Below are 26,049 nucleotides of genomic sequence, written 5' to 3' on the forward strand. Positions count from 1 at the left end.
AGCTCAACGGGCGCCCCGCAAGAGGCGCCCGTTTTTATGTGTCGGCTCCGGTAACCAATAGTGCAGGCTGGAATAGACATCCGTAGATATAATTGCTATTGTGAAAGTATAAACATGGCAACCCCGTGCTTTCCCCTCATTCATTGACTGGACGCTACATGGGCAGATTGCAAGGACACTTATCATTATTGCTGGCGGGCGCGCTGGGCGCGGCCCTGCCCGCCCTGGCGGAACCGCTGACATTCAATGAGGCGCTGCAGCAAGCGGCCAAGGCTTCGGGCGCCGTGCAGGGCGCCGCGCTCGACGTGCGCGCGAAAACACTGAAGGCGGAAGCCTTGTCGAATATCGATGGCCCTTCCGTGGACTTGACGGCGTTTCGCGGCCGTCTGTCGACGGACTTGAATATCGATACGAGCGGTTTGTCCGGCGTGGTGGGCGGCATCGAATCCGTGCTGCCGCCGATTCCCGGCTTGCCCACGCCGCATATTCCCAATTCCCTGAACCGCGAAGTGGTGACGGACCTGACCTCGTTCGGCTTGCTGGGCATGTGGCCCATCTACACGGGTGGGCGCCTGGATGCCGTCAAGGGCCTCGCTTCCAGCCTGACCCTGGCCGCGCAAGCGGAGCGCACGGAAGCGGAAGAGCAGCTGGCCACCCTGGTGGCGCAGCGCTATTTCCAGCTGCTGCTGGCCAAGCGGGTGGTGGCCGTGCGGGCCGAAGTGACGGCCGGCGTGACGCAGCACCAGCGCGACGCGGCCAAGCTGGAAAAGGGCGGCCTGATTTCGCGCGCGGAACGCCTGCGCGCCGACGTGGCCCTGGACAGCGCCCGCAGCGAGGAAGCGCAGGCGCGCAGCGACGAGGAAATCGCGCAAGTGGCGCTCGACCGCTTGCTCGCCGTCAACACGCAAGTGCTTCCCAGCACGCCGCTGTTCGTCAACAGCTTGCCGGTGGGTACTTTGCAATCGTTCATCAGCACGGGCATGCGCGAGAATGCGAACTGGAAAAAGATCGACAGCAAGCGCGTGCAGGCCGAGCAAGCCTTGAAGCTGCACGGCAAGGAATACGCGCCCACCGTCTTCGCCATCGGTAACTACAATTTGAATCGTGGCAATGAAAAACTCGTGCGCTCGAACTGGGCCATCGGCCTGGTCGTCTCCGTGCCGCTCGTGCACCGCATCAATACGGGCAAGATGATCGCCGCCGCCAAGCTCGACCAGGAACGGGTGGAAGTGGTGGCGCGCCAGGCCGAGCGCGACATTCCCACCCTGATCGAAAAGAACTGGCGCGCCCTGGAAAACGCCCGCATCCAGTACCTGTCCACGGCCTCGTCGGTGGAACTGGCGCGCGAGAATATCCGCTTGCAAACGGTGGCTTTCCAGCAAGGGCAAGTGACGTCGCTGGAAGTGGTCGATGCGCGCCTGAACCTGGCCAAGGTCGAGACCCAGCGCGCGCAGACGGCCTATAACTACGTGATGGGGCTGGCGCAATTGCTGGAAGCGACAGGCGAGACGCAACGCCTGGGCAGCCTGGCGGCAGCGGCCGATATCCAATTACCTGTGGACAAATAATAATGAGTACCTCCAAAAAACCCTTGGCCATAGTCGCCGCAGTGATCGTCCTGGCCTTCGTGGGCTGGGGCTTGTACCAGGCATTCCAGCCGCAGCGCCTGCCTTTGCAGGGACAGATGGATGCGCAGGAAGTCAATGTCTCGTCGAAAGTGCCGGGCAGGGTGGGCGAGCTGTACGTCAAGCTGGGCCAGACGGTGCCGAAAGGTGAGCTGCTGTTCCAGCTGACGAGCCCGGAAGTGGATGCGAAGATCGCGCAAGCGACGGCCGCCACGCAAGCGGCCGACGCCGTGGCGAAAAAAGCGGAAGCGGGGGCGCGACCGGAAGAAATCGCCGCCGCCAAGGCGAACTGGGAGCGGGCGCAAACGGGGGCCACCATCGCCAAAACCACGTACACCCGCGTCAACAATATGTACGAACAAGGCGTGATCGCCCAGCAGAAACGCGACGAGGCGCAAGCCCAATGGCGCGCGGCCGACCAGCTGGCGCAAGCGGCCCGCGCGCAATATGACATGGCGCAAAAGGGGGCCCGTCCGGAAGACAAGACGGCCGCCGCCGCCCAGGCGCGCCAGGTGGGCGCCGTGCTGACGGAAGCGCAGATCGCCCTGGCCGAGACGAAGATCGCCGCGCCTGTGGCGGGCCAGGTCAGCAAGATCCAGATACAGCCGGGTGAACTGGCGCCGCAGGGCTTTCCCGTAATTACCCTGGTGAACCTCGACGACGCCTGGGCCGTGCTGCAAGTGCGCGAAGATGAAATGGCAGTGTTTGGCATGGGCAGCACGCATACGGCCAATGTGCCGGCGCTGAAACAGCAACTGAGTTTCAAGGTCAGCTCCGTGGCCGTGTTGCCGGACTTTGCCACGTGGCGCGCGGCCCGTCCGGGCGGCACGGACTTGCGCACGTTTGAAATCCGCTTGCGTCCCGCCATCAAGGTCGAGGGCTTGCGCCCGGGCATGTCGGTCGTGTTCCCACCGCTCTGATAAGCGATGAACGAAGCGGATAAAGAGCCGGTTTCAGCGCTGGCACGCGAGTGGCGGCGCTTGCGTGGCGACTTCTGGGATATCGGCATGCTCAGCTGGATTCCGGTGGTGCTGTGCGGCATGTTGTGGCTGGTATTTTCCGCCGGCATCGCGCGCGACTTGCCCATCGTCGTCATCGATAACGACAATTCCACCCTGTCGCGCCAGCTCACGCGCTGGCTCGACGCCTCGCCCGGCATCGAGGTGGCGGCGAAAGTGGCGTCCAGCGACGAAGCCCTGCACCGGCTGCGCGAGCGCACGGCGTTCGGCTATCTGCTGATCCCGAACGATTTCGAACAGAAACTGCTGGGCGGCCGCCAGGCTACCGTGCAATGGCTGTACAACGCGCAGTTTTCCTCGCACGCGGGCGCCTTGCTGCGGGACGTGCGCACGGTCAGCACGACCTTGTCGGCCGGCATCGAGATGACGGCGCGGGTAAAGAAAGGCATGTCGGGTGTGCAGGCTGCGGCCCAGTTCGAACCGATACGCACGACCTTGAACAGTTTGTATAACGAAAACATCAGCTATGAAGCGTTTCTGACCCTGGCCCTGATGCCGGCCATGCTGCAGATTTTCATCGTCGTTGCCGTCGTCACCAGTATCGGCCGCGAGTTGCGCGACGGCACGGTGCCGCAATGGCTGGCCTCGGCCGATGGCAGCTGGCTGCGCGCCATCGGCGCCAAGTTGCTGTTTCCCCTCGTCGCCTACTGCGCGCTGGCGCTGCTGTACTTGCTGTTCTTCAGCCTGGCGCGGGGCTGGGCCGTGGCGGGCAGTTTGCCGGCCTTGCTGCTAAGCATGCTGCTGCTGGTGCTCGCGTATTGTGGCCTGGCCACCTTGCTGATCGCCGCCACCCTGTCCCTGCGTTTGGCGCTGTCCGGTGCCGCCTTCATCACGGCGCCGGCCTTTGCGTTTGCGGGCCAGGCCTTTCCCCTGATGGCCATGCCGGCGCCAGCGCGCGCCTGGGCGGAAGCCTTGCCGCTCACGCATTATCTGCAGCTGCAAACGAAATACTGGCTGGCCGGCGCGCCGTGGCGCTATGGCGTGCAGGAAATGCTGATACTGGCCGGCTTTGCCATCGGCTGCGTCGCCGTGGGCGCGTTCCTGCTGGCGCGCCGCGCGAATGCGCCTGCCGCCTGGGGACGCACATGATCTGGCCAGCCTTCGTCGCCACCTGGCGCGCCATGCTGACGGACAAGGGCGCGCTGACCCTGCTATTCATCGGCGGCATCATTTACTCGTTCTTCTATCCGCTGCCGTACTCGACGGAAATCGTCCAGCGCGTGCCGGTGGCCGTCGTCGACCAGGACCGCAGCGCCATGTCGCGCCAGCTGACGCGCTTTGCCATGGCCCACCCGTCGCTGCACGTGGTCGCCGTCACGCCGGACCTGCCCGTTGCGCAAGATTTGCTGTGGCGCGACAAGGTCATGGGCGTATTGATCATTCCCGATGGTTTGCAGACGGACGTGCTGGCCGGCCGCGCCGCCCACGCGCAAGTGGCGGGCAATGGCTTGTATCTGATGCTGAACAAGGTGGCCCTGAACGGCCTGGCCGAAGTGGTGGGCACGGTGTCGGCCGGTATTGAACTCAAGCGTTTGGGCGCGGGCACGCCATCCGCCATCCAGGCCAACCAGCAGCGCTCGCCCATCGCCTTTGACGCCGTGCCCCTGTTTAACGTCAAGGAAGGCTATGGCGCGTATGTCGTGCCCGGCGTGGCGACCTTGATCGTGCAGCAGACCTTGCTGATTGGCATGACCATGCTGTTCGGCACCTGGTACCAGCGCAAGGCCTTCCCCGTGGCGGGCACGCGCACGGCGGGTGGGTATATGGGCATGCTGCTGGCGTTCGCCTGCGTGGCCTTCTTGAACTGCTGCTATTTCTTCGGCTTTGTCTTCTGGTTCCAGGATTACCCCCGTGGCGGCAACTTTGGCGGCATGCTCTTGCTGCTGGTGCTGTTTTCCTTGGCGGAAGCGGCCTTCGGCATGCTGCTGGGCATGCTGTTCCGCACGCGCGAGCGGGGTACGCAGCTGATGATCGCCACCTCGATGCCGGTGCTGTTCCTCGCGGGCCTGACCTGGCCCGTGTCGTCTATGCCCGTCGTGCTGCAATGGCTGCGCTGGCTGCTGCCATCGACGGCCGGCATCCAGGGCTTTGTCGCGCTCAACCAGATGGGCGCCTCGCTGTATGAAATCCGCCATGAAGTAGCGGGGCTGCTGACCTTGCTGCTGGCCTGCGTGGCGCTGGGCTGGTGGCGCTGGCGCGCCGAGGCGCCGGCACCCGTCATCAAACAAGGATGAGCATGAAATCAGAGCAAGCGCTGGAGCCCCCACTGGCTGTGGCGGAAGAAAAATATGCCACGATTTTGGCATTGATACTGGCTTATACGCAGTTCTGTGATGAACATGGCGACGACGACAACGCCGAATACGACAGACTCGCGGATCAATTGCAGGCACTAAGCGGAAAGGATATTTCCCGCTTCAATTTGCGCGAGTGGTGGGAAGAGGAGGGCGCGGAAGTGCTGGCGTTCAGGATCGCCTTGCCCGATCCCGTGAAACTCGACGGCGTCAGCAGGACGGACATCGCGCACATCGTTGCCAGGTTAGGCAGCTTCGAGCTGCCCGAAAAAGACGCCAGCGAACCACGCTTCCAGCAGATATTCAGCGCTTTTCTTGATGACTACTACCACGCCTGGCTGAAGCTGCACTGCAAGACCTACAACTACCAGAAAATATTCGGTGTGCACAAGGACAAGGACGGAAAGCGCTGGTGGCTGAGCGACGACGAGAAGGTTGATCTGCTCTGGCCGCATCGCTAGCGACGGGATCCATCGTTCCTCTTGTTCTGCAATGCTGCCAGCAGCAGCTGGCAAAAACCGTCACGCACGGGGTCGGGCAGGTTGTCATTGATCCGCAGCAGGCTGGCGACACGGGGTAGCGGCGCCAGCCGTTCCAGTGCCGCATGCCGGTGCACGCCCTGGCCCAGGTTGCGTTCATTGACCACCGCCATGCCCAGGCCGGCGGCAATCGCGGTCAGCACGCCCGCCACCGACGGGCATTCCAGGCCCACGCTCCAGGCCATGCCGGCCTGGCCCAGCTTTTCCTCGGCCAGCCGGCGGTAAAAGCAGAGCGGCCCATAGGTGATCAGCTTGACGCTCTCGCCCGGCAAAGTCTGCTCCGCCGTGGCAGCGCACCAATGCAGTGTTTCTGTCCATAACAGCGTGTCGGCCGGCGCCGCCATGCCGGCAAAATCCTGATGCAAAATCACATCGAACACGCCGTCGGCAAAGCGTTCGCGCAATACCTGGCTTTGCTCCACCACCAGTTGCACGTCCACCTTGGGGTGGTGATGCGAGAACTGCGACAGTACCGCGCACACGTCCGTCAATGAAATCTGCTCCGTCACGCCGATGCGCAGCCGGCCATGCATCGCCGATGGCGAAAAATGGGCGACGGCGTCATCGTGGGCATCGAGTATGTTGACGGCATGCCGCAGCAGCACTGCTCCCTGGTCGGTCGTGCCAAACAGCCCGCCGCTGCGCGCCAGCAGCTGGCAATCGAGCTGCTGCTCCAGTCGCTTGATTTTCCAGCTGACGGCCGACTGGCTCAGATGGAGCAGGCTGGCGGCCTGGCTCATGCTGCCGGTTTGTACCACTGCCCTGAACACACGCAGGGCATCGACGGATAGGCGCAAATTCATGGATCATGACAAAAGTTGGATTGAAGGTCAAAAGAATGTCACTGGCGTCATGTCCAGTCAAGCCTTAGCCTGGAGGTTCCGCAAAAAAAAGGACATCTGATGACGAGTCAAGAACCGCTGTTGAATGGCCACGCCCTGATCCACGGCCACCGTATCGCCACCGGCATGCATGGCGCAGGCACGCCGTTGGTGCTGGTGCATGGCACGCCGGCGCACAGCATTATCTGGCGCGAACTGGTGCCGCTGTTCGTCGATGCCGGTTTCCAGGTGCACCTGTATGACTTGCTGGGCTTTGGACGGTCGGAGCGGCCCGTCGAGGCGGATACCTCGGTAGCGGCGCAAGTGACCTTGCTGGCGGCCTTGCTCGACCACTGGCAACTGCCGACCACCCATTTTTTCGGCCACGATATCGGCGGCGCCATTGCGCTGCGCCTGGCGTTCGACCACGCGTCGCGTTTGCGCAGCTTGAGCATCGCCGACGCGCCCAGCTACGATTCCTGGCCGTCGCCCACCTGGAAGCATCTGCGCGATGATTTCGCCCGGCGTGCCTTGACGCCGGCCGGCGAGCATCGCGGCACGATGGCGCGCCAGCTGGGCATGGCCGTTTTTCACAAGGACAGGATGCAGGGCGAGCTTCTGCGGTGCTACCTGGAGCCGCTGTGCGGCGTGGTGGGCCAGCCCTCGTTCTACCAGCACCAGGTGGCGCACTATAACGCTTGCTATACGATGGACTTTGCCGAAAGACTGCCGCAGTTGACAGTGCCGGTACAGGTGTTATGGGGCCAGCAGGACGAGTGGCAGCCGGTGGCTTACGGCCATCGCCTGCAGCGCGATATTCCCGGCGCCACCTTGCATCTGTTTGACGAGGCCGGGCACTTCCTGATGGAAGACGCGCCCTTGCCCGTCGCGGCGCAAGTCATCGCGTTTATTCAGCAGATGGAGAGGAGAAGGCCATGATATTGATCGGCATGCTCGATTCGCCCTACGTCAGGCGCGTTGCCATTGGTATGAAAGTGCTGGGCCTGGAGCACGAACACCGGCCCCTGTCGGTGTTTTCCGATGTCGACCAGGTACGGAGCATCAACCCGGCCGTCAAAGTGCCGACCCTGGTCACGGACGACGGCCAGGTGCTGATGGACTCGACCCTGATCCTGGCGTATCTGGAGGAACTGGCCGCGCATGCTCCCCACATCAGGCCGGAGCCGGGTCCGGCTCGCCTGCGCGCGCTGTGCCAAACCAGCTATGCTTTGGCCGCCTGCGACAAAGCCGTGCAGATCGTCTATGAACGGCGCTTGCGCCCGCAGGAAAAACAGCACCAGCCCTGGCTGGACCGCGTCCAGCTGCAGTTGCATGGGGCCTGGGCGCAGCTGGAGGCGTCATTGCGCGAAGAGGCGCCAGACTGCTTGAGTATTGCCGGCATCACCATTGCGGTGGCCTGGAGTTTTGCTCAGCAGATGGTGCCCGACGTGATGGCAGACAGCGATTATCCGGCCGTGGCCGCTTTGACGGCGCTGGCCGAGCAGCAGCCGGTGTTTTTGGCCACGCCGATGGCGGGCTGAGTTGCTTGTCATCCGAACCGGTGCTTGCAGGTGGCTTGTGCAATAATTTCATTTCCTTAATGGAAGAATATTGCCATGCCGTCTTTTAACCTGTTCCAGCGCCTGTCCCAGGCCCCCACCAAACCCAAGTCCGCGCCCGCCGCGCGGCAGTTCGACGTGGCGGACCTGTACCAGGGCCCCATCGCGCTGGGAGCGGAAGGCGAGGCGCAAGCGCGGCCGTTCGATGAAAAGCTGCGCCAGGCATACTTTTGGATCGTCAACCACGCCATCATCAGCCCCCATTACGACATCGAATACAACGATGGCCCGTCGCAGACGTATTCCGTGGGCGATAGCCGCCGCACCCTGAATCTGCCGTCGGCGCAAAGCTATTCCAGTTTTATTTTGCTGCCTCTGCTGACCTTTGCCACGCGCCGCAAATGCCTGTTCGTCGGCGGGCCGGGGCGGGGCAAGACGGCCAGCGCCCTGCTGATGGGCGTGCTGGCCGGCTCCACCGTCAAGGAAGTCAAGCGCGCCATGCAGCATGGCCACCCGCAGATGACGGTGGCCGATTTGCTGGGCAATCCGCTGCCGGCGGACCTGGTGAACGCGCAAAGCATGGACGATATCCGCATCGCCTGGCGCGCCTGGCTGGGCATGCGCGTGAAGATCGTCGATGAATACAACCGCATCCCCACGCGCACGCAAAGTGCGCTGCTCACTGTCATGGGCGACAATTACGCGGAAGTGCTGAACCATATTTACGAATGCCCGGAAGCGGCCTGGTATCTGACGGCCAACGACGACCAGGGCGGCGGCACGTACCAGGTGATCGAAGCGCTGCGCGACCGGGTCGACGTGACGGTGCAGGCGCTCGCTTTCAACCCGCGCTTCCTGAACGAACTGCTGCTGCGCGTGGAAGAAAACGTGCGGCCCGAAGAGCTGGTGCCGCCCGATATCATCTTCACGGAAGGGGAGGTGGATCAGATCGGTGCATCCATCCGCCAGGTGGCCATACCCGACGCCGTACGCCGCCGCCTGGAATTCTTTGCCAGCCAGTTCGAGCTGTTCGAGACGGCCGGCGGCCAGTTTGAATACATGACCAAGGATACGGCCCGCCTGGCCGGAGCCGACCGGGGCGCCGCGCAGGCGGCCGACAATGGGCGCGACCGCCTGAAAGACCTGGGCTGCCAAACCTTGAACGGCATTTCCGTGCGCACCCTGATGGCGCTGATGATCTACGCCAAGGCCATGGCTTATTTCCGCGGCAATGGCGAGGTGGCGCTGGAAGACTTGCGCCAGGTGCTGCCGTTCGTCCTGCATAACAAGCTGCAGCCGGACCCGGATGCGCCATTTTTCGCGCTGCCGGAAAACGCCGCCTACCGCAGCGACAGGCTGGGCTGGCTGCGCCGCCTGTTCGATTTGTCGAACGATGAATTCAACCGCCTGGATCTGGACCGCGATGATCCTGTCGGCGTGCTGTCGGCCGAATTCGACCTGGGCCTCGATGGCGTCAGCGAGCGCGAGACCCTGGCGCGCCTGAACCGCATCGAAAAGCTGATCGGCGAACGCACGAAGGGCAGAAAATTGTACGGTCCCCTGTACGACGACCTGCTGAAGCTCAAGTATCTGCACCAGCGCTATACGAACTACCGCACTTGGCTGCGTTCGCAATGAATTACGCTCTGAATATCGATCATTGCCGCGGGTTTCTCGATGCGCTGGCCATGTTGAACAGCGAGGCCAGCGACCTGTGCGCAACTTACGAGCTGCAGCGCCTGCCCGACGCGCCTGACCTGGCCAAGGCGCTGGGCTTGCGCATCGAAGGTTATGCCTTGACCGTCATCGAACCCGCGCGCGACTTGCCGGCGGCCTTGTGGCAGATCGCGGCGGTGCCGTGCGGGCGCGCGCAGCTGCAGCAGCTATGCCAGCGCTGGTTCTTCTCGTCGGATCACATGCGCACGGCGCCGCCCGGCCGTTTTCGCGCCTGCCTCGTCGACGGCTTCCTCGAAGCGCTGGACATATCGCTGGCCGGATTCAGCGTGCACGCCGTGACGATGACGCCGCCACCTGGTGTCTGGTACGCGATTCACTGGGACGAGATCGCCTTCGAGTCAGGGGATGAGCGCTATCTGCTGCACTTTTCGCACAGCGATTGACAGGCTGCGATGATTTCTCCTGCCTTTGCCTCGATACTTGCCAGCGGCCGCGCCCAGTTCAACGCGCGCGCCGTGGAAGCGCGCCGGCGCTTTCCCGCGCTCGACATGGCCGCCTTCAGCGCCTTCCTGCACGACGGCGTCGATCCGCTGGTGGTGGCCTTGGCCGCCGCCGCGCCCGAGCGCGTGGGCGGCGCTACCTTTGCCGCCTATGACATGGCGCTGGAACTGGTGGGCCATGGCCTGGCCGGGCCTGCCGCGAAAAATCCGTTCCTGAATACCGTCTGGCGCGAACTGGCGCCCTCGTTTGCGCCGTTGCTGGCCACCGCGCCCGTGGATGTATTGGGCATGCTCAGCAACGCCGCCATCCACATTGGCGCCGTGGCGGGAGCGCGGCCCGCGCAGTGGCAGGCCGGGATGGCTGCCGTGGCGCCGCAAGTCGGCAGCGTCGCGCAGCTGCGTGCCGTGGGCCAGGTGCTGGCCTGGCGCGCCGGCGTCGCGCATTTCCGCCTGGGCGCGCTGGCTGCCGCCGACACCTTGCCACAAGCGCTGGCGCTGGCCGCTTTTGGCGAGCCGGGCGCGCAATGGCCGCAGGTGCATGCGCAGTTGCTGGCGAATCCCTGGCGCGGCAATGCCGAGGGCAGGGCGTTCGGCAGCTTCAGCGGCCTCGGTGGCGACTTCGGCACACCGCCGCAAGTGCGCGCGACAAAGGACGGTTTTGTCGTGTGCAGCGCCGAGCGCCACTACCTGCTGGTGGCCGACGCCTATGGCGCCGTGCTGCACAGCGCGACGGCGCAGGAGTTCGAGCAGGCGCCAAGTGCCATGCCGGCGTCCGTGCGCCTCGAGGGGGCGACCGTGCATATCGGCGCGCGCAGCATCGCGCTCGACCTGCCGGCCGGTGATATCGCGCTTGCCGCGAATGCGCATACGCTCGCCGTCACGTCGCCGTGGACGCACGCGATCCGCCTGCTGCCGCTCGCATGAAGAACGATGCCGACTTGATCGACCGCTGGCGCGCCGCCTGGCCCGAGGCCCTGGCCGCGTGGAGCAAATTTACGCGCCTGCGCGACCCGAACCTGTGCGCCAGCCGCGTCGAGGCCAGCAGGCAGGGCTTGTCCGGCAGCTTCGCCATGATCCGCTTGCTGGACCAGAGCGTGGTGGTGGACTTGCCGCTGGTGACGGAGCTGGGCCTGGACGACTATGCGCTGGAAGTGCTTGCCCATGAAATCGGCCACCACATCCTCGCGCCGGGCAGTGCCAGCGACCAGTTCCGCCTGCTGGCGCGCATGCGCCGCGCCTTGCCGACCCTGGAGCAGCATGCGCCCATGGTGGCCAACCTGTACACGGACCTGTTCATCAACGACCGCTTGCAGCGCCAGGCGAATTTGCGCATGGCCGATATCTACCGCAAGCTGCAGCAGGGGCGCTCTGCGCAAGCCGATGCCAAGGGTAGCGGCGGCGTATGGACCCTGTACATGCGCATCTATGAAAACCTGTGGCAGCTGCAAAAGGGCGAACTCGGAGGCGGTAGTGCAGACGAACGCCTGGACACGGATGCCTGGCTGGGCGCGCGCCTGATCCGTGTTTACGCGAACGATTGGATGCTGGCGGCGGGCCGCTTCGCCACCTTGCTGCTGCCTTATCTGGTGGAAGACACGGATGCCTTGAGCCCGAGCCGCTATCTGCTCGACACGCGCGACGCGGCCCGTGGCTGTCAGACCTATGGCGCGCAGCAGATCGAGGATGACGAGGCGGACGGCGCCATCCACCCGGTGCACGACAAGCGCATTTCCGGCCTTGATGGCGAGGAACCTGTGACCGAGGCGCCCGCCAGGCAGGGCGGCGGACAACTGCGCGAACCGTTCGAGCTGGGCGATATCTTAAAGGCGTCGGGCGTGAACCTGAGCGACCATGAAATCGCCATCCGCTATTACCGCGAACGGGCATTGCCGCACCTGGTGGCGTTCCCCAGCCGCCCCGCGCCCGAGTCGCAGGAACCGCAGATGGAAGGTCTGGAAGCATGGGAAATCGGCGACCCTCTGGAAGACATCGACTGGCTGCAATCGGTGATGCAATCGCCGCGCCCCGTGCCGGGCGTGACCACCGTGCGCCGCGTGTACGGCCGCGAACCGGCGCGCGCCACCGATGCCGTGCCCGTCGACCTGGACATGTACGTGGACAGTTCCGGCTCCATGCCGAACCCGCAGGCGCATACCTCGTTCCTGACACTGGCTGGCGCCGTGATCGCCTTGTCCGCCCTGCGCGCCGGCGCGAAGGTGCAGGTGACCCTGTGGAGCGGCAAGAACGAGGTGATGCAAACGCCAGGCTTCGTGCGCGATGAAGACATGATCCTGGGCGTGCTGACGGAATTTTTTGGCGGCGGCACCTGTTTCCCCATCCACCGCCTGCGCCAGACCTATGCGGCCAGGCGCGAACGGCCCGCGCACATCCTGATGATTTCCGACGACGGTATCACCACCATGTTCGACAAGGATGAACTGGGCAACAGCGGCTGGGATATCTCGGCGAAAGCGCTGGCGCAGGGCGGCGCGGGCGGCACCATGGCCCTGAACCTGGAGCGCGACTGGGATGGCGCGGCGGCCCATAAGTGGCTGCAGCAGACCTATGACGATCTGAAGCGCGCGCGCCGCGAGCAGGGCTGGGATATCCACGCCGTCGAGCGCTACGAGGACTTGCTGGACTTTGCGCGGGCGTTCAGCCGGCGCCACTACATACAACAATGACATGCATACTCACGGTCCCCACCTCGAAACCCTGACCCACCGCCTGGCCGACACCCCCGTCGAATTCCTCGCCGAGCCGCGCATCGCCGGCGTCGCCAATGCGCAGGCGGTGGCGGTGGCCGCGCTGGTCAACGACATTTTGCTGCTGCATGGCGCGCGCGCGCCGGCCGCATCCTTGCAGGGTTTTATCGGCGCGCAGGTGAAGGCGGACCGCAACCGGCTGGCGCTGGCCATGATCCTGTGCTGGCTGCTGGCCGACGACTGGTTCATCGGCCAGCAGTTGCCGCAGCACGATTTGTTGCAGGTGCTGGGCGAGGCGGCGCGCGAACTGGCCGCCAGTACGCCGGCCCACCAGTTCACGCAAGACCCCGAGCGGCGCGAGGAACTGGCGCGCATCGTGCTGGCGCGCCTGGGCTTTCGGCCCCGCGACGAAAGCGTGGCGCAGGCCACGGACCGCTTGTCCGCCATCAGCGGCACGGAGCGCCGCCGCCTGCTCGAAGCGAGCCGGCTGGCCGAGCAGCGCGCGCGCGAAATCCGCGAAGCGCTGGCAAAGAAGGCGGCCGAGGAATCGGCCGACAAGTGGTCGCGCGAATGAGCGTGGACGTCAATTTGCCGGGCGGCGCCTGGGAATCGGACTGCGACTACTGTCCCACCCTGACGCAGGCGGGGGCGCGCATGCTGGAAAAACTGCGCAGCCATCCCGCGGCACCCCGGTACCGCAACCGCAGCGGCAACAAGCTGCTGGCCGGGGAGGTCGAAGCGCTGCGCGCCTACGAGCAGGAAGTCATGCAGGCGGAGATCGGCTGGAGCAAAGACGCGCCGCCGCCCTGGCTGGCGGATTTTCTCAGGACGACTTACGCCACCGTGCCGCATTACCGCGCCTGCGGTTCGCCGCCCGCGCGTCTTGCGGACGTGGCGCCCATCAGCCGCGCCGAACTGGCCCACGACATCGCCGCCTTCGTGCCCGACGACGCGGACCTGGCGCGCATGATCAACTTCCAGACGACAGGCACGACTGGCCACCCGCTGCTGATCGCCTCGCACCCGCTGGTGGCGGGGCGCTACCTGGCCTTCCACAAGCGTGCGCTGCACCGCTTCGGCGTCACCTTGCACCATGGCGCGGGCCAGGTGGGCGTGATGCTGCTGGGGCATCAGCGCCGCTGCTTCACCTACGTTTCCGTCACGCCGGCGATGAACGAATCGGGCCTGGCGAAGATCAACCTGCACGAGGACGACTGGCGCGACCCGGACGACCGCGCGCGCTACCTCGATGCCATGGCGCCCGAGCTGATCGCGGGCGACCCCATCTCGTTTGCCGAGTTGCTGACCCTGCCCATGGGGCACAAGCCGGCCGCGCTGCTGTCCGTGTCGATGATGCTGTTGCCCGGCATGCGCGCGCGCCTCGAAGCGGCGTTCGGCTGCCCCGTGCTCGACATCTATTCGCTCAATGAAGTGGGCCCCGTGGCCGTCTACGACGAGCAGGCGGGTGGCCACGTGCTGCTGCAGCACCGGCTGTACGTGGAAATCCTCGATAGCGCGGGCCAGCTCGTGCCGGATGGCGCACGCGGCGAAATTACCGTGACGGGCGGCTTCAATTTTTGCCTGCCGCTGGTTCGCTACCGCACGGGTGATTACGCTTCGCTGGCGCATGGCCCGCACGGTCCCGTGTTGATGGGCCTGGCCGGCCGCAGTCCCCTGCGCTACAGGACGATCAATGGCGAATGGATCAACAATATCGACATTACGCATGCCCTGAAACCGTTGGCCATCGCCCTGTTCGGCGTGCACCAGCATGGCGACGGCGCTATCGCGCTGCGCCTGGCGCCGAACGCCATGCCGCAGGCTGACCGGGCCCGCGCCTTGCTCGCGCCTTTTTTCGGCGTCATCGCGGTCGAGACCTTGCTGGCGGAAGACAAGATCATTCAATACACCTCGGATTTGCAGGAAGCAGTGGCATGAACCTTTATAAACGCGGCCTCGTGGTCGGTAAATTCTGCCCGCTGCACCAGGGCCACGAACTGTTGCTCCATCGTGCGCAAGAGGCCAGCGAAGAACTGCTGGTGGTCAGCTACACCAAGCCCGAATTTCCCGGTTACGAGCCGGCGCGCCGGGAACGGTGGCTGCGCGCGCAATTCCCGCAGGCGCGCATCGTCGTGCTGGACGATGCGCGCCTGGCCGCCCTGTGCGCGGCGCGCGGCGTGCCGGCGCGTACGCTGCCGCACAACGACGACGATGGCGACGCGCACCGCCATTTCATGGGCTGGCTGTGCTGGACAGTGCTGGCGCTGCCCGTCGACGCCGTCTTCACCAGCGAGGACTATGGCCCCGGCTTTGCCCAGGTGCTGGAACGGCATTATGCCGGCGGGCCGGTGGCGCATGTGAGCGTGGACCAGGCGAGAACTGTGGTGCCCGTGTCCGGCACGCGGGCCAGGCAAGACCCGCATGCACACAGCGCCTTCCTGTCGCCGATTGTGCGCGCCGATTTTGTCACGCGCGTGTGCGTGCTCGGCGGCGAATCGAGTGGCAAGACGACCTTGGCGCAAGCACTGGCGGCGCATTTCGAGACGGCCTGGGTGGCCGAATATGGCCGCGAGTTGTGGGAAAGCCAGGATGGCATATTGAACTATGACGATCTGCTGAAGATCGGCCGGGAACAGCTGCGCCGCGAAGCGCAGGCGCTATTGGCTGCGCGGCGCTGGCTGTTTTGCGATACCTCGCCCATGACGACGTATTTTTACTGTGTCGAGATGTTTGGCAGGGCCGAACAGGAATTGGCGCAGCTGGCAGAACACCGTTACGATCTGGTGCTGCTGTGCGCCCCAGACTTCCCCTTCATCCAGGATGGCACGCGCCGCGACGAGGATTTTCGCGCGCGTCAGCATGCGTGGTACCAGGACGAGCTGGCGCGGCGGGGGATCGCTTTTATCAATGTGTCCGGCACGGTGGCCGAGAGGGTCAGGCAGGTGGCGCAGATGTTGGCGGTGCGAACGTGGCGCTGACTGCCGCCAGGATATCATCGGAAAGCGCGGCATCGTCGACGGCGCGCGCCAGCGCCACGGCGCCCACCATGGCTGACAGCATGACGATGGCTTCCTGTTGTCGGTTGCGCTTTTTCTGCCACGGAAAATGCGTGGCCAGCTTGCCGATGATGGTTTTCAGGTGGACGGTGAAGGCGGGGCGCACGGCCGGCTGTTTGCGCGCGTCGCCGGCCAGGGCGGCCAGCAAACAGCCATCGCCCGGCGCGTCTCGGTGGGCCGCGCTCACGTAGTCTCGCACATACTGGCGCATGGCTTCCGGGCTTGCCGTTGCCGCATCGAGCGCCACGCGCGAGTGTTCCGAGCCGTGCAGGGTGCTTTCCGCCATCAGCGCTTCCTTCGAAGCGAAGTGGTTGTAGAAGGGGCCATGCGTGAGCCCCGTCGCCTGCATGATCTGTCCCACGCTGACGCCGTCATAGCCCTTTTCACGGAACAGCCGCGCCGCTTGCGTCAGGATGCGCTGGTGCTTTTCAGCGGTTTCTTCGGCGGGATAACGCATGGCAGGCTCCTGATCGCGCTTCAAAAATAATGGTTGACATCATACATGATGTTCGTCATGCTTCAACACATTAAACATGATGACCGTCATATTTAATGTGTTGAAGCATGATGGCTGTCATGTTTGATGACGCCAGTCCACCCCCTATATTGAAGAAGGAATGATCATGAATGCAGTTACTACCCAAGGCACGGCCCTCGTCACCGGCGCATCGTCGGGCTTGGGCGCCGTGTATGCGGACCGCCTGGCCAGCCGTGGCTTCGATTTGATCCTGGTGGCACGCCGGGTCGAACGCCTGGGCGTGCTGGCCAAGTCGCTGGCGGAAAAGTATGGCGTGTCCGTGCGCGCCATGGCGGCGGACCTGTCCGCGCCGGCCGATCTGCAGCGCGTGGCCGATGAACTGGCCAGCAATCCGGCCATCACCATGCTGGTCAATAATGCGGGCGCCTCGACCCTGGCGCCCGTCGTCGATACGCCGAAAGCGGGCATCGCCACCATGGACAAGGTCAACGTGACGGCCGTGGCGGAGTTGAGCTACGCCGTGCTGCCGCAGTTCAAGCAGCGCAACAGCGGCACCATCATCAATATCGGCTCCGTGCTGTCCTTCCACATCTTGCCCGTCAGCACGATCTACAGCGCCACCAAGGGCTATGTGATGAATTTCACGCGCGGCTTGCAGCAGGAGCTGGCCGGCACGGGCATCGTGGTGCAGCTGGTGCTGCCCGCATCGACGGCAACGGAAATCTGGGAATTGAGCGGCGTGCCGCTGGCGCAGCTGGACCAGGCCACCATCATGCGCGCGGAAGACTGTGTCGATGCGGCGCTGGCGGGCCTGGACCAGGGCGAACTGGTGACCCTGCCTTCCGTCGAAGACCAGGCCTTGTGGCAGCAGTTTGACTCTGCCCGCCTGGCCCTGTTCGCGGGCGCGATGCGCGGCAAGCCGGCATCGCGTTATGGTATCGCGGGCTGATACACGCGAAAGAGGAAGCTACAGGGGCCGCACGGGGATGCAGATGTCGCAAGAGAATTCGCCGGTGGCCGGGTCCAGCGCCGTGGCCGCGGAAAAGCGCTCGAAGCACGGGCGCTCATCCCACTGCAGGCCGCTGGCCGGCAGCCATTCGCGCGTCATGCGCGTCCATGTTTCGGCAATGGCGCTGGATGGTCCCTTGAATTGCGCCACCGCATAGCGCCCGCCCGGCAGGGTGGTGATGCTGGCCCGGCCGCCTGACTGGAACGCATCGGGCACGGTGACGCAGGCGTCGTAGCGGCATTTGTCTGGCGGCGTGATGCTGGGATCGTCATGGCCGATGCCGTAGCACGTCGCGTCGCCCAGGCCGTGCGACTGCATCCATGGCGCGACGGTGTCGCGCCAGAAGGCGCCGATGGCGGGACCGTAGGGGCCGATATGGCGCTGGCACGCCACCGTGGCGGGCGGCAGGTCGAGGATGGTGACTTGCATGGGACTCTCTCTATGAAGTGGATTGGAGTGCCCATGGTGCTGGAAGTTCGGCCCGTTTTCCTGACCAGGATTGCGCATGGCCTGATCCGGATTGCTATCTTGCCGGTGCAGGCGCATGGCTGCGAGCATGGCAGCGTTTTTTGCGGCGATGCCGGCGCGCCAGGCCGTTGGCGTGCAGCCGAATTTCAGCTTGAAGGCGCGCGCAAACGCTTCGCCGGAACCGAAGCCCGTCGCCAGCGCGATGTCCAGTATCGTTTCGTCGGGGCGGCAGGCCAGCCGCAGGGCGGCCGTTTCCAGGCGCCGGCGGCGCGCATAGTCGCCCAGCGTCTCGCCCATCCAGGCGGCGAATACGCGGTGAAAGTGGAAACGTGAAAAATGCGCGACGTCGGCCAGCTGGGCCAGGTCCAGCGGCGTGTCGAGGTGGCGGTCGATATGGTCAAGCACGGCATTCATGCGCCGCGCGTATTCGGCGCGGAAATGGCCGGATGCCGGCTGCTCAGGGAGAGTAGGAGGGGAAGACATGCCGCCGATTATGGCATGAAGTCCCCTCCGGGCGGCGTGGAAAAGAGGCTTACGCCGCGTTCAAGGCTTGTTCCAGGTCTTCGCGCAAGTCGTCGATATGCTCGATGCCGACGGACAGGCGCAGCATGTCTTCCGACACGCCTGCCTTTGCCAGTTCTTCGGGATTGAGCTGGCGGTGCGTGGTGGAGGCAGGGTGCGTGGCCAGCGACTTGGCGTCGCCGATGTTGACCAGGCGCGTGAACAGTTGCAGGGCGTCGAGCACGCGGGCGCCGGCCGCGCGTGGATCCTCACCAGCCGCCAGTTTCAGGCCGAACGATAAAATGCCCGAGGCGCGGCCATTCATGTATTTCTTCACCAGCGCGTGGTCCGGGTGGTCTTCCAGGCCCGCGTAATTGACCCACGCGACCTTCGGATGCTGTTTCAGGTGCCTGGCCAGGGCCAGCGTGTTGTCGCAAATGCGGTCCATGCGCAGGGCCAGCGTCTCGATGCCCTGGATCAGCTGGAAGGCGGAGAGTGGCGAGATGGCCGCGCCCATATTGCGCAGCGGGACGACGCGCGCGCGGCCGATGAAGGCGGCGGGTCCGAACGCTTCCGTGTAGACGACGCCGTGGTACGACACGTCCGGTTCGTTCAGGCGCTTGAAGCGTTCCTTGTGTTCGGCCCACGGGAATTTGCCGCTGTCGACGATGGCGCCGCCCACGGTGGTGCCGTGGCCGCCCAGGTATTTGGTCAGCGAGTGCACGACGATATCGGCGCCATGCTCGATGGGACGGAACAGATACGGACTGGGTACCGTGTTATCAACGATCAGCGGGATGCCGTGCGCATGCGCGATCTCGGCCAGTTTCGCTACATCGGTGACATTGCCCAGCGGGTTGCCGATCGATTCGCAGAAGATGGCCTTGGTACGCGCGTCGATCAGGGCGGCGAAGGTCTCGGGCTGGCGCGCGTCGGCGAAGCGCACTTCGATGCCGATCTGCGGCAGGGTGTGGGCAAACAGGTTATAGGTGCCGCCATACAGCTGGCTGGCGGAGATGAAATTGTCGCCCGCTTCGGCGATGGTCTGGATCGCATAGGTGATCGCCGCCATGCCCGACGCCACGGCCAGCGCGGCCACGCCGCCTTCCAGCGCCGCGCCCCGTTTTTCCAGCACGTCCTGCGTGGGGTTCATGATGCGCGTGTAGATATTGCCGGCGACCTTGAGGTCGAACAGGTCGGCGCCATGCTGGGCATTGTCGAAGGCGTAGGCCACCGTCTGGTAGATGGGGACGGCGGCGGCCTTGGTGGTCGGGTCGGGGGTGTAGCCGGCGTGCACGGCCAGGGTTTCGATTCTCATGTGGTCTCCGGTTGCTATGGTATGCGGTGGTGAAATCCGCAGCCATTGTGCCATGCGCCCGTTAGCTCGTTGCTACGCTTGATAGAATTTTAATTCATAAGCTAGTGCTGTCTTGATATAAGTCATGCAGCTCTGCCAGTCCGATGAACCGTTCATGCGTGCCGTTCTGCGCGCAGGCAAATGCGCCGCCGATGGCGCCGCGGCGCATGGCATCGTCCAGGCCCGCGCCGCCCAGCCAGGCATGCAGGAAGGCCGCCACGAACGAGTCGCCGGCGCCATTGGTGTCCACCACGGGCAGCTTCAAGCCTGCCGTCGGCGTGTGACGCACGGTCTCGCCGCCCCGTTCCAGCAGGTAGGCGCCATCCGCTCCGGCCATGGCGATGACGGCCTGCGCGCGGCCTTCCGAGATAATGGCGCGCATGACGGACTCCGTGCGCTCGCCCAGCGCGGCCGTGCTGAGGAAGACCAGGTCGGCGCGCAGCGCAAAGACCTTGTGGTGCGGGTTGACGCCATCCCAGTCGTGCAAATCCGTCGACACCGTGGTGCCGCACATTTGCGCATCGTCAAACAGCTCGGCCACCCAGCCCATGATGGAAAAGTGCGCATGGCGCGCCGGGCCCAGGTAGGGAAGATAAAAAGCGGCCGGCATGCGCACGTCTTCCGGATGGCGGCCGTCGTACAGCGACAGCCGGCGCCCTTGCGGGTCGACCAGGTTGACGCTGCGCCGCGTGCCCGAGGGTTCGACAAGGTGTGAAAAATCGAGCCTGGCTTCCTTGTAGCGCTGCAGGATGGCCGCGCCCTGCGCATCGTCGCCGATGAAGTCGATGAACTTGCAGCGCAATCCCAGCGCATGGCAGCCCAGCGCCACGCCGTTGCCCGTGTGCGCCACGTAGTCGCGGATGGGCGGCACGTGCAGCGAATCGGCGACGGGCAATTGCAGGTCGGGGACGCGCACGATCGTGTCGATGCCGGCGCCGCCGACCACTAAAATGTCATAGGTACTCATGGTGCAGCTCTCTCCAGCAGGACGGTGCCGGCCGCGTTCACCGCGACGGTGCCGTTTTTTACGATATAGGTTTGATTCGTGTAAGCGTCGCGCAGACTGGTGCCGTCGGCGAACACGCCGTGCACTTTCAGTTCGAGCGGGCCTTGCGCCTCGGGCACGGCGATGGTGGCGTCGTCCTGTGTCACGCGGGCGAATGCGTACGGCTTGTCGTCGACGAAGCGGTGTTCGCCGCGCGCCAGGGCAGGGTGGCGCAGCCGGAACTGACCCAGCTTGCGCGCATGCGCGAGGGTGGCCCCATCCATCGAGCTCCAGTTCATGTCGGAGCGGGTGGCCTGCTGTTCGTCGCCAACGGGCGCCGCGCCAGGCTGGCGCGCGCTTTCATCGCCATAGAACAGCTGCACGCCGCCCGGCGCCAGCAGCAGGGCGGACAAGCCATGTTTCAGCCGGTCGCGCGGGAACAGGCTGGTGTCGTGCGACGAGATATACGACAGGATGTCGTAGCGGGGGCCCGGGCCCTTGCCCAGCAAGCCCGCGTACTGGCGGTAGACGCCATCGATGCTTTTCCAGTCGCCGCCAGCGCGGCTTTGAAAGTCGAAATTGATCATCGAATCGAAACCGGCGTCATGCCAGCTGCTGCGCTCGGGGCCGTGGCCCCACGCTTCGCCCGTCATCCAGAACGGCGCGTCATCGATCTTTTGCTGCGGATGGCGCGCCTTCCAATCCTTGAGGGCATCGGTGGCCGCCGCGCGCAGGGCCAGCCAGCTTGCCGGCTCCACGTGCTTGACGGTGTCGGCCCTGAAACCGTCGACGCCGAATTCGCGCACCCAGTCGGCCAGCCAGCTGACAAGGTAAGTGCGGACAGTCGCATCGGGCAGGGCCACGGCGCGCGTGTCGGCCTTGCGCTGCAAAATCGGCGGCAAGCCCACGGCCTTGCTGCTCTCCGTGCGGAAGTCGGGCAGGTAGGCCAGCTGCATGGTGAAATCATCCTTGCCGCCGTCGGCGTAGCCGGGCAAGCCGGCGCGCACCCAGTCCGGACCCCACCACTGCTTGAATTCGAAGTTGTTGTAGTCGATGAAGCTGTGATAGTCGCGCAGCACGGCCTGCTCATGGCCTGGCCACAGGACCGGCACCTTGTATTCGGACAGGGTGCGCAAGTCCGCGTAGCCGGGATGGTTCAGCACCACGTCGAACAGCACGCGGATGCCTTGCGCATGGGCCGTGTCTATCATCTCGCGCAGTTCCTCGCGCGTGCCCATGTTGGCATCCATGGTCGTGTAGTCGAGCGCCCAGTAGCCGTGGTAGGCGTAGTGCTGGAACTGCTGCTTGCCGCCCACCACCCAGCCGTGGATCTGCTCGTACGGCGCCGTGATCCACAGGGCGTTGACGCCCAGGTCGCGGAAGTAGCCGGCTTTGAGCTGTTGCGTGATGCCGGCGATGTCGCCGCCGTGAAAGCTGCCCACATCGCCGCCTGCCGGGTCGGCGGCGCGGCCATAACTGTGGTCGTTTCCAGGATTGCCGTTGGCGAAGCGGTCCGTCACGGCGAAGTAGACGATGGGGTTGTCCGCAAAGCTCCCTGCCTGCGCCGAAGCGCTGAGTAACAGGGCGGCCAGCGTAGTCAGGGCGCGGCGCATGGTCAGCCCTTCACGCCGCCAGCCGTCAGGCCGGAGATCATCCATTTCTGCGCCAGCAGGAATACGGCCGTGATGGGCAGGCCGGACAAAATGGCTGCCGCGGCGAAGTCGCCCCACAGGTATTTTTGCTCGTACAGGAACAGTTTCGAGCCGACGGCCAGGGTCAGGTTGTTCTGTTCATGCAGCAGCACGGAGGCGATCGGGTATTCGATGATGGCGCCGATGAACGACAGCAGGAATACCACCATCAGGATGGGCACCGTCATCGGCAGCAGCACGTAGATGAACGCCTGCCATTGCGTGGCGCCGTCGACCTTGGCCGCTTCCTCGATTTCGATGGGGATGGTTTGATAGTAGCCTTTGATGGTCCAGATATGCAGGGCGATGCCGCCCGTGTAGGCCAGCACCAGGCTGCCGTGGTGGTCGATGCCCAGCCACGGCACGTAGCTGCCCAGCACATCGAAGATGGCGTAGATGGCCACCAGGGCCAGCACGGCGGGGAACATCTGCAGCAGCATCAGCGCGGACAGGGTTTGCGACTTGAAGCGGAACTGCATGCGCGCGAATGCGTACGCGCAGGTGGTCGACAGCAGCACGGTAACGGTGGCGCTCATGCTGGCCACCTTGATGGAGTTCCATAGCCACAGCAGCACGGGGAAGTCCGGCTCGACCAGGGTGCCGTTGGGCGCCTGGTAAGACATGCCCAGCGCCAGGCGCCAGTGCTCGAAGCTGATCTCGGGCGGTATCAGGCTGCCCGAGGCGAAGTTGCCAGGGCGCAAAGAGATCGACAAGATCATCAGGAAGGGGAACATCACCAGCGCGATCAGCGCGATCACGGCGACGTGGGCCGCCAGGATGCGCCAGCGGTTGGAACGGTCGACAACGATAGCCATATGCTGTCCTTTATGCTTTGTTCATGCGCGTCAGGCGCATGTTGACCAGCGAAATCGCGGCCACGAGGAAGAAGATCAGGGTCGAGATGGCGGCGGCCAGGCCAAAGTTCTGGCCGGAATCCTCGAACGCGATGCGGTAGGTGTAGGACACGAGCAAGTCCGTCGTGCCGGCCGGCAAGGTGGTGTCGAGGAAATCGGGACGCCCGCCCGTCAGCAAGCTGATCAGTACAAAGTTATTGAAGTTAAAACCCAGGCTGGCCACCATCAGCGGCGTCAGTGGCTTGATGATCAATGGCAGCGTGATCTTGAAGAAATTCGTCAGCGGTCCCGCGCCGGCCAGGGCCGAGGCTTCGTACAGGTCCGACGGGATCGCCTTGATCAAGCCCATGCACACCACCATCATGTAGGGGTAGCCGAGCCAGGTGTTGACGATCAAAATCATGGCCTTGGCCAGCGTGGTGTCGGAGAACCAGGCGGGCTTGATGCCGAACAGGGCGTCGAGCACGAGGTTGATTTCGCCGAAGTTATTGTTGAACAAACCTTTGAAGACCAGGATGGAGATGAAACCCGGCACGGCGTACGGCAGGAACAGCAGGGTGCGGTACAGGCCGCGGAAGCGCAGCGCATCCCAGTTCAGCAGCACGGCCAGCACCATGCCCAGGCCCGTCGTCGTGGCCACGCTGATCAGGGCGAAAACGATGGTCCACACGAAAATGCGCAGGAAGGGGCCGCGGAACGCTTCATCGGAGAAAATCTTCACGAAGTTGGCGAAGCCGACATTGACCTTGAAGCCCGGTTCCAGCTTGGTACCGTCCGGCATTTCATAAAAGCCCGTCTTGAAGTTCGGTGTCACGAGCTCGCCCGTGGCGATTTTCTTCAGGGTCTTGTCGGGCAGTTGTTTGTAGACATGCGCGACAGGGCCGAATTCGCGCAAGCCCACCATGCGCAGCTCGATCCTGTTCGGCATGACCAGGGTGAGCAGCTTCAAGTCCTTTTGCAGGGCGATGATGTCCTTGATGGGCAGCGGCGCGGCCAGCACGGGCGCCTGCACGGGATCCAGCGGCGCCACTTCCACGTTCAGGGGGACGGCGCGCTTGAGGGCCAGCGGCTGCGTCAAGAGCACTTCGCCCGTGTCCGGGCTTTCCAGGCGCAGGCGGTATTCCTTGTTGTCGGCATGTACGGTCATGGCATAGCCGGCGCTTTCCACGCGCTGCGTCTCGTCGAGCAGGTATTGCGTGGCACGCTCATAGGTGAGCAGGTTGCGCGAACTGAAATTGGTAAAGCCGATCGACACCGTGTACACCATCGGCAGCAGCACGAAGACGATGACCGCCGTAATGCCGGGAAATAGATAACGGTAGGCATAGGCGCGCGGCGACGTGAAGACAAACGTCGTCAGGGTCAGCAAGCCGAGGAAAACGGCGGCCAGCATGGTCTGGCCGGAAATGTACAACATGAAGAGCAGATACAGACCCAGCGCCATGCTGATGGTCAATACCGTAGGGCCGATAAACTTGCGCACGATGGATACCTGTGAAGATGGAGTGATACGAGATGGCGTAGGTCGGATTAGCGGCTATGCCGCGTAATCCGACAACATTGTTGGCTGCTGGTGTCGGATTACGGCCCTTCGGGCCTAATCCGACCTACGCCTTGACCTGCTTAATTGGCGGTCGTAATCCGCTTCGCCGCCGCATCCAGGCCATCCTTGGTCGTCTGGCGGCCTTGCGTGATGTTTTCCAGCGCCGATTGCATCGACGACCAGAAGCGGCCCATTTCCGGGTTGTTCGGCATCGGACGGCCCGCTTGCGCGCTTTCCATCGTCGCCTGGATGTTCGGATTGGCTTTCAATTCCGCGAACAGCACCTTGTTCGCTGGCGTGCCCAGCGGGACGTCGGCGTTGATGGTTTTCAGGCCATTGATCTGCAGCATCTGGTTTTCCAGGAATTCCGTGGCCAGGTCCTTGTTCGGGCTAGCCTTGGAAATCATCGCGCCCAGCACGCCCACGAACGGGGTGGCCGTCTTGCCTGCCACAGTAGGAATCGTTGCCACGCCGAAGTTGATCTTCGACTTGCGCGCATTGTCCCACGACCATGGGCCGTTGATCATCATGGCGATCTTGCCCTGGTTGAAACCGGCTTCCATTTCCGCGTAGCCCGCGCCCTTCGGCATGGCGCCGCTGTTGATCAGGGTCATCAGCGCATTCACGCCAGCCTGCGAACCGGCATTGTTCACGCCCGTTTTTGCCGCATCGTAGCGGCCGTCGGACTTGACTTCAAACGGGAAGCCGCCGCCCGCGCCCAGCAACGGCCACGTGAAATAGGTGTTCGTGTAATCCCACAGGATGGCTTTCTTGCCCTGAGCGGACAATTTCTTGTCCAGCGCGGCGATTTCCTCGAAGGTTTTTGGTGGCGTCGGCACCAGGTCCTTGTTGTAGACGAGGGCGACGGCTTCGATGGAGATCGGGTAGCCCCAGGTCTTGCCGCCCACCGTGAAGGCGTTCCAGGCCAGCGGCAGGATGGCGGCGCGGGCTTCCTTGCTTGGCGTCAATGGTTGCAGCAAGCCGGCGTCGATCCAGGTGCCGATGCGGTCATGCGGCCAGATCCAGATGTCCGGACCCTTGCCGGCGGCCGCTGCTTGCTGGAATTTGTTTGGCGCATCTTCCGGATGCTCGACGACGACCTTGACGCCCGTCTTCTTGGTGAATTCCTCGCCGACCTTGGCCAGGCCCTTGTAGCCCTTGTCGCCATTGATCCAGATCAGGAGGGTGCCTGCTTCGGCCGCGTTTGCCATGCTGACGGCGGCCAGGTTGCCGATGCCGGCCAGGGCGGCGGCGATCAGGGTGGTTTTGATGAAGCTGCGTTTCGCGTGTGTGAAGGACATGTCAATCTCCAGTGTCTTTTTTTATGTTAAGTATCAAGGCTGAGACGATACAACCAGGCCAGGCGGC

24 protein-coding genes are annotated in these 26,049 nt (G+C 64.2%); 15 read left to right on the forward strand and 9 right to left on the reverse strand.

All coding sequences use genetic code 11. From position 1 onward, the window contains the following. Nucleotides 1–158 precede the first annotated feature (158 nt). From LSO07_RS11580 to LSO07_RS11600, 5 genes are read left to right on the forward strand one after another with little or no spacing between them, the layout of a single operon-like run. Complete coding sequence (locus tag LSO07_RS11580) at nt 159–1,568, forward strand: TolC family protein (protein WP_225317275.1); 1,410 nt, start codon at nt 159–161, stop codon at nt 1,566–1,568. Between the two features lie 2 nt (nt 1,569–1,570). Further along, nucleotides 1,571–2,545, forward strand: a complete 975-nt coding sequence (locus LSO07_RS11585; protein ID WP_151094273.1) for an HlyD family secretion protein — start codon at nt 1,571–1,573, stop codon at nt 2,543–2,545. 6 nt (nt 2,546–2,551) lie between these two features. Continuing rightward, nucleotides 2,552–3,733 carry an ABC transporter permease gene (locus LSO07_RS11590; RefSeq protein WP_151094275.1) on the forward strand — a complete coding sequence of 394 codons (1,182 nt, stop codon included), beginning with the start codon at nt 2,552–2,554 and terminating at the stop codon, nt 3,731–3,733. After that, nucleotides 3,730–4,878, forward strand: coding sequence for an ABC transporter permease (locus LSO07_RS11595; protein ID WP_151094277.1), 1,149 nt, complete (start codon nt 3,730–3,732; stop codon nt 4,876–4,878). The genes LSO07_RS11590 and LSO07_RS11595 overlap by 4 nt, the downstream gene beginning before the upstream one ends. Nucleotides 4,879–4,880: 2 nt before the next feature. Beyond that, on the forward strand, nt 4,881–5,399 hold the full coding sequence (locus tag LSO07_RS11600; protein WP_151094279.1) for a hypothetical protein: 519 nt from the start codon (nt 4,881–4,883) through the stop codon (nt 5,397–5,399). On the opposite strand, the gene LSO07_RS11605 is transcribed toward LSO07_RS11600, so the two are convergent. Continuing rightward, a complete protein-coding gene (locus LSO07_RS11605) occupies nt 5,396–6,280 on the reverse strand; it encodes a LysR family transcriptional regulator (RefSeq protein WP_151094281.1) in 885 nt (294 codons plus the stop codon). The two genes, LSO07_RS11600 and LSO07_RS11605, sit on opposite strands and share 4 nt — an antisense overlap. Nucleotides 6,281–6,379: 99 nt before the next feature. Between LSO07_RS11605 and LSO07_RS11610 the strand changes: the two genes are divergently transcribed. The 9 genes from LSO07_RS11610 to LSO07_RS11650 all read left to right on the forward strand — a co-directional run bounded on the left by LSO07_RS11610 (nt 6,380) and on the right by LSO07_RS11650 (nt 15,717). Continuing rightward, on the forward strand, nt 6,380–7,237 hold the full coding sequence (locus LSO07_RS11610; protein WP_151094283.1) for an alpha/beta fold hydrolase: 858 nt from the start codon (nt 6,380–6,382) through the stop codon (nt 7,235–7,237). Continuing rightward, nucleotides 7,234–7,839: a glutathione S-transferase gene (locus tag LSO07_RS11615; protein WP_151094285.1), complete on the forward strand. Its 606-nt coding sequence runs from the start codon at nt 7,234–7,236 to the stop codon at nt 7,837–7,839. Before LSO07_RS11610 ends, LSO07_RS11615 begins: the two co-directional genes overlap by 4 nt. Nucleotides 7,840–7,914: 75 nt before the next feature. Beyond that, entirely contained in the window at nt 7,915–9,495 is a 1,581-nt protein-coding gene (locus LSO07_RS11620) for an AAA family ATPase (protein WP_070259207.1), read from the forward strand. Next, nucleotides 9,492–9,977 carry a hypothetical protein gene (locus LSO07_RS11625; RefSeq protein WP_151094287.1) on the forward strand — a complete coding sequence of 162 codons (486 nt, stop codon included), beginning with the start codon at nt 9,492–9,494 and terminating at the stop codon, nt 9,975–9,977. The genes LSO07_RS11620 and LSO07_RS11625 overlap by 4 nt, the downstream gene beginning before the upstream one ends. A gap of 9 nt (nt 9,978–9,986) precedes the next feature. Further along, the gene (locus tag LSO07_RS11630; protein ID WP_151094289.1) at nt 9,987–10,958 is read left to right on the forward strand and encodes a hypothetical protein; all 972 of its coding nucleotides are present in this window, start codon (nt 9,987–9,989) and stop codon (nt 10,956–10,958) included. Beyond that, complete coding sequence (locus LSO07_RS11635; protein ID WP_151094291.1) at nt 10,955–12,718, forward strand: vWA domain-containing protein; 1,764 nt, start codon at nt 10,955–10,957, stop codon at nt 12,716–12,718. The genes LSO07_RS11630 and LSO07_RS11635 overlap by 4 nt, the downstream gene beginning before the upstream one ends. A gap of 1 nt (nt 12,719) precedes the next feature. Then, a complete protein-coding gene (locus LSO07_RS11640) occupies nt 12,720–13,313 on the forward strand; it encodes a hypothetical protein (RefSeq protein ID WP_092610396.1) in 594 nt (197 codons plus the stop codon). Between the two features lie 2 nt (nt 13,314–13,315). Further along, nucleotides 13,316–14,677 (forward strand): capsule biosynthesis protein CapK, encoded by a 1,362-nt coding sequence (locus tag LSO07_RS11645; RefSeq protein ID WP_225317276.1) that lies wholly within the window; start codon nt 13,316–13,318, stop codon nt 14,675–14,677. Further along, nucleotides 14,674–15,717: an AAA family ATPase gene (locus tag LSO07_RS11650; protein WP_151094295.1), complete on the forward strand. Its 1,044-nt coding sequence runs from the start codon at nt 14,674–14,676 to the stop codon at nt 15,715–15,717. The genes LSO07_RS11645 and LSO07_RS11650 overlap by 4 nt, the downstream gene beginning before the upstream one ends. Here LSO07_RS11650 and LSO07_RS11655 read toward each other — a convergent pair. After that, a complete protein-coding gene (locus LSO07_RS11655) occupies nt 15,674–16,252 on the reverse strand; it encodes a TetR/AcrR family transcriptional regulator (protein ID WP_151094297.1) in 579 nt (192 codons plus the stop codon). The two genes, LSO07_RS11650 and LSO07_RS11655, sit on opposite strands and share 44 nt — an antisense overlap. A gap of 166 nt (nt 16,253–16,418) precedes the next feature. On the opposite strand from LSO07_RS11655, the gene LSO07_RS11660 reads away from it, so the two are divergent. Then, nucleotides 16,419–17,222: an SDR family NAD(P)-dependent oxidoreductase gene (locus LSO07_RS11660; RefSeq protein ID WP_099388544.1), complete on the forward strand. Its 804-nt coding sequence runs from the start codon at nt 16,419–16,421 to the stop codon at nt 17,220–17,222. Between the two features lie 18 nt (nt 17,223–17,240). Here the strand turns inward: LSO07_RS11660 and LSO07_RS11665 are convergent, their stop codons facing one another. The 7 genes from LSO07_RS11665 to malE all read right to left on the reverse strand — a co-directional run bounded on the left by LSO07_RS11665 (nt 17,241) and on the right by malE (nt 25,982). Next, nucleotides 17,241–18,233: an AraC family transcriptional regulator gene (locus LSO07_RS11665; RefSeq protein WP_208672477.1), complete on the reverse strand. Its 993-nt coding sequence runs from the start codon at nt 18,231–18,233 to the stop codon at nt 17,241–17,243. 49 nt (nt 18,234–18,282) lie between these two features. Then, the gene (locus tag LSO07_RS11670; RefSeq protein ID WP_151094299.1) at nt 18,283–19,569 is read right to left on the reverse strand and encodes an O-acetylhomoserine aminocarboxypropyltransferase/cysteine synthase family protein; all 1,287 of its coding nucleotides are present in this window, start codon (nt 19,567–19,569) and stop codon (nt 18,283–18,285) included. A 94-nt stretch (nt 19,570–19,663) separates the two neighbouring features. Beyond that, on the reverse strand, nt 19,664–20,575 hold the full coding sequence (locus LSO07_RS11675; RefSeq protein ID WP_151094301.1) for a carbohydrate kinase family protein: 912 nt from the start codon (nt 20,573–20,575) through the stop codon (nt 19,664–19,666). After that, on the reverse strand, nt 20,572–22,251 hold the full coding sequence (locus tag LSO07_RS11680) for an alpha-amylase family glycosyl hydrolase (RefSeq protein ID WP_225317277.1): 1,680 nt from the start codon (nt 22,249–22,251) through the stop codon (nt 20,572–20,574). Before LSO07_RS11680 ends, LSO07_RS11675 begins: the two co-directional genes overlap by 4 nt. Beyond that, nucleotides 22,209–23,099: a maltose ABC transporter permease MalG gene (gene malG, locus LSO07_RS11685; protein ID WP_070259183.1), complete on the reverse strand. Its 891-nt coding sequence runs from the start codon at nt 23,097–23,099 to the stop codon at nt 22,209–22,211. Before malG ends, LSO07_RS11680 begins: the two co-directional genes overlap by 43 nt. 10 nt (nt 23,100–23,109) lie before the next feature. Then, nucleotides 23,110–24,621 (reverse strand): maltose ABC transporter permease MalF, encoded by a 1,512-nt coding sequence (gene malF, locus LSO07_RS11690; protein WP_099393161.1) that lies wholly within the window; start codon nt 24,619–24,621, stop codon nt 23,110–23,112. A gap of 140 nt (nt 24,622–24,761) precedes the next feature. Then, nucleotides 24,762–25,982: a maltose/maltodextrin ABC transporter substrate-binding protein MalE gene (malE, locus tag LSO07_RS11695; RefSeq protein ID WP_191909651.1), complete on the reverse strand. Its 1,221-nt coding sequence runs from the start codon at nt 25,980–25,982 to the stop codon at nt 24,762–24,764. Nucleotides 25,983–26,049: the final 67 nt, after the last annotated feature.

Source organism: Janthinobacterium sp. PLB04 (assembly GCF_021165895.1).
Lineage (GTDB): Bacteria > Pseudomonadota > Gammaproteobacteria > Burkholderiales > Burkholderiaceae_D > Janthinobacterium > Janthinobacterium lividum.

Bases quoted from the DNA above. Each gene is read 5' to 3' on its own strand.
- LSO07_RS11580 (WP_225317275.1), top strand. From the start codon at position 159: ATGGGCAGATTGCAAGGACACTTATCATTATTGCTGGCGGGCGCGCTG.
- LSO07_RS11585 (WP_151094273.1), top strand. From the start codon at position 1,571: ATGAGTACCTCCAAAAAACCCTTGGCCATAGTCGCCGCAGTGATCGTC.
- LSO07_RS11590 (WP_151094275.1), top strand. From the start codon at position 2,552: ATGAACGAAGCGGATAAAGAGCCGGTTTCAGCGCTGGCACGCGAGTGG.
- LSO07_RS11595 (WP_151094277.1), top strand. From the start codon at position 3,730: ATGATCTGGCCAGCCTTCGTCGCCACCTGGCGCGCCATGCTGACGGAC.
- LSO07_RS11600 (WP_151094279.1), top strand. From the start codon at position 4,881: ATGAAATCAGAGCAAGCGCTGGAGCCCCCACTGGCTGTGGCGGAAGAA.
- LSO07_RS11605 (WP_151094281.1), bottom strand. From the start codon at position 6,280: ATGAATTTGCGCCTATCCGTCGATGCCCTGCGTGTGTTCAGGGCAGTG.
- LSO07_RS11610 (WP_151094283.1), top strand. From the start codon at position 6,380: ATGACGAGTCAAGAACCGCTGTTGAATGGCCACGCCCTGATCCACGGC.
- LSO07_RS11615 (WP_151094285.1), top strand. From the start codon at position 7,234: ATGATATTGATCGGCATGCTCGATTCGCCCTACGTCAGGCGCGTTGCC.
- LSO07_RS11620 (WP_070259207.1), top strand. From the start codon at position 7,915: ATGCCGTCTTTTAACCTGTTCCAGCGCCTGTCCCAGGCCCCCACCAAA.
- LSO07_RS11625 (WP_151094287.1), top strand. From the start codon at position 9,492: ATGAATTACGCTCTGAATATCGATCATTGCCGCGGGTTTCTCGATGCG.
- LSO07_RS11630 (WP_151094289.1), top strand. From the start codon at position 9,987: ATGATTTCTCCTGCCTTTGCCTCGATACTTGCCAGCGGCCGCGCCCAG.
- LSO07_RS11635 (WP_151094291.1), top strand. From the start codon at position 10,955: ATGAAGAACGATGCCGACTTGATCGACCGCTGGCGCGCCGCCTGGCCC.
- LSO07_RS11640 (WP_092610396.1), top strand. From the start codon at position 12,720: ATGCATACTCACGGTCCCCACCTCGAAACCCTGACCCACCGCCTGGCC.
- LSO07_RS11650 (WP_151094295.1), top strand. From the start codon at position 14,674: ATGAACCTTTATAAACGCGGCCTCGTGGTCGGTAAATTCTGCCCGCTG.
- LSO07_RS11655 (WP_151094297.1), bottom strand. From the start codon at position 16,252: ATGCGTTATCCCGCCGAAGAAACCGCTGAAAAGCACCAGCGCATCCTG.
- LSO07_RS11660 (WP_099388544.1), top strand. From the start codon at position 16,419: ATGAATGCAGTTACTACCCAAGGCACGGCCCTCGTCACCGGCGCATCG.
- LSO07_RS11665 (WP_208672477.1), bottom strand. From the start codon at position 18,233: ATGTCTTCCCCTCCTACTCTCCCTGAGCAGCCGGCATCCGGCCATTTC.
- LSO07_RS11670 (WP_151094299.1), bottom strand. From the start codon at position 19,569: ATGAGAATCGAAACCCTGGCCGTGCACGCCGGCTACACCCCCGACCCG.
- LSO07_RS11675 (WP_151094301.1), bottom strand. From the start codon at position 20,575: ATGAGTACCTATGACATTTTAGTGGTCGGCGGCGCCGGCATCGACACG.
- LSO07_RS11680 (WP_225317277.1), bottom strand. From the start codon at position 22,251: ATGGATGATCTCCGGCCTGACGGCTGGCGGCGTGAAGGGCTGACCATG.
- malG (WP_070259183.1), bottom strand. From the start codon at position 23,099: ATGGCTATCGTTGTCGACCGTTCCAACCGCTGGCGCATCCTGGCGGCC.
- malE (WP_191909651.1), bottom strand. From the start codon at position 25,982: ATGTCCTTCACACACGCGAAACGCAGCTTCATCAAAACCACCCTGATC.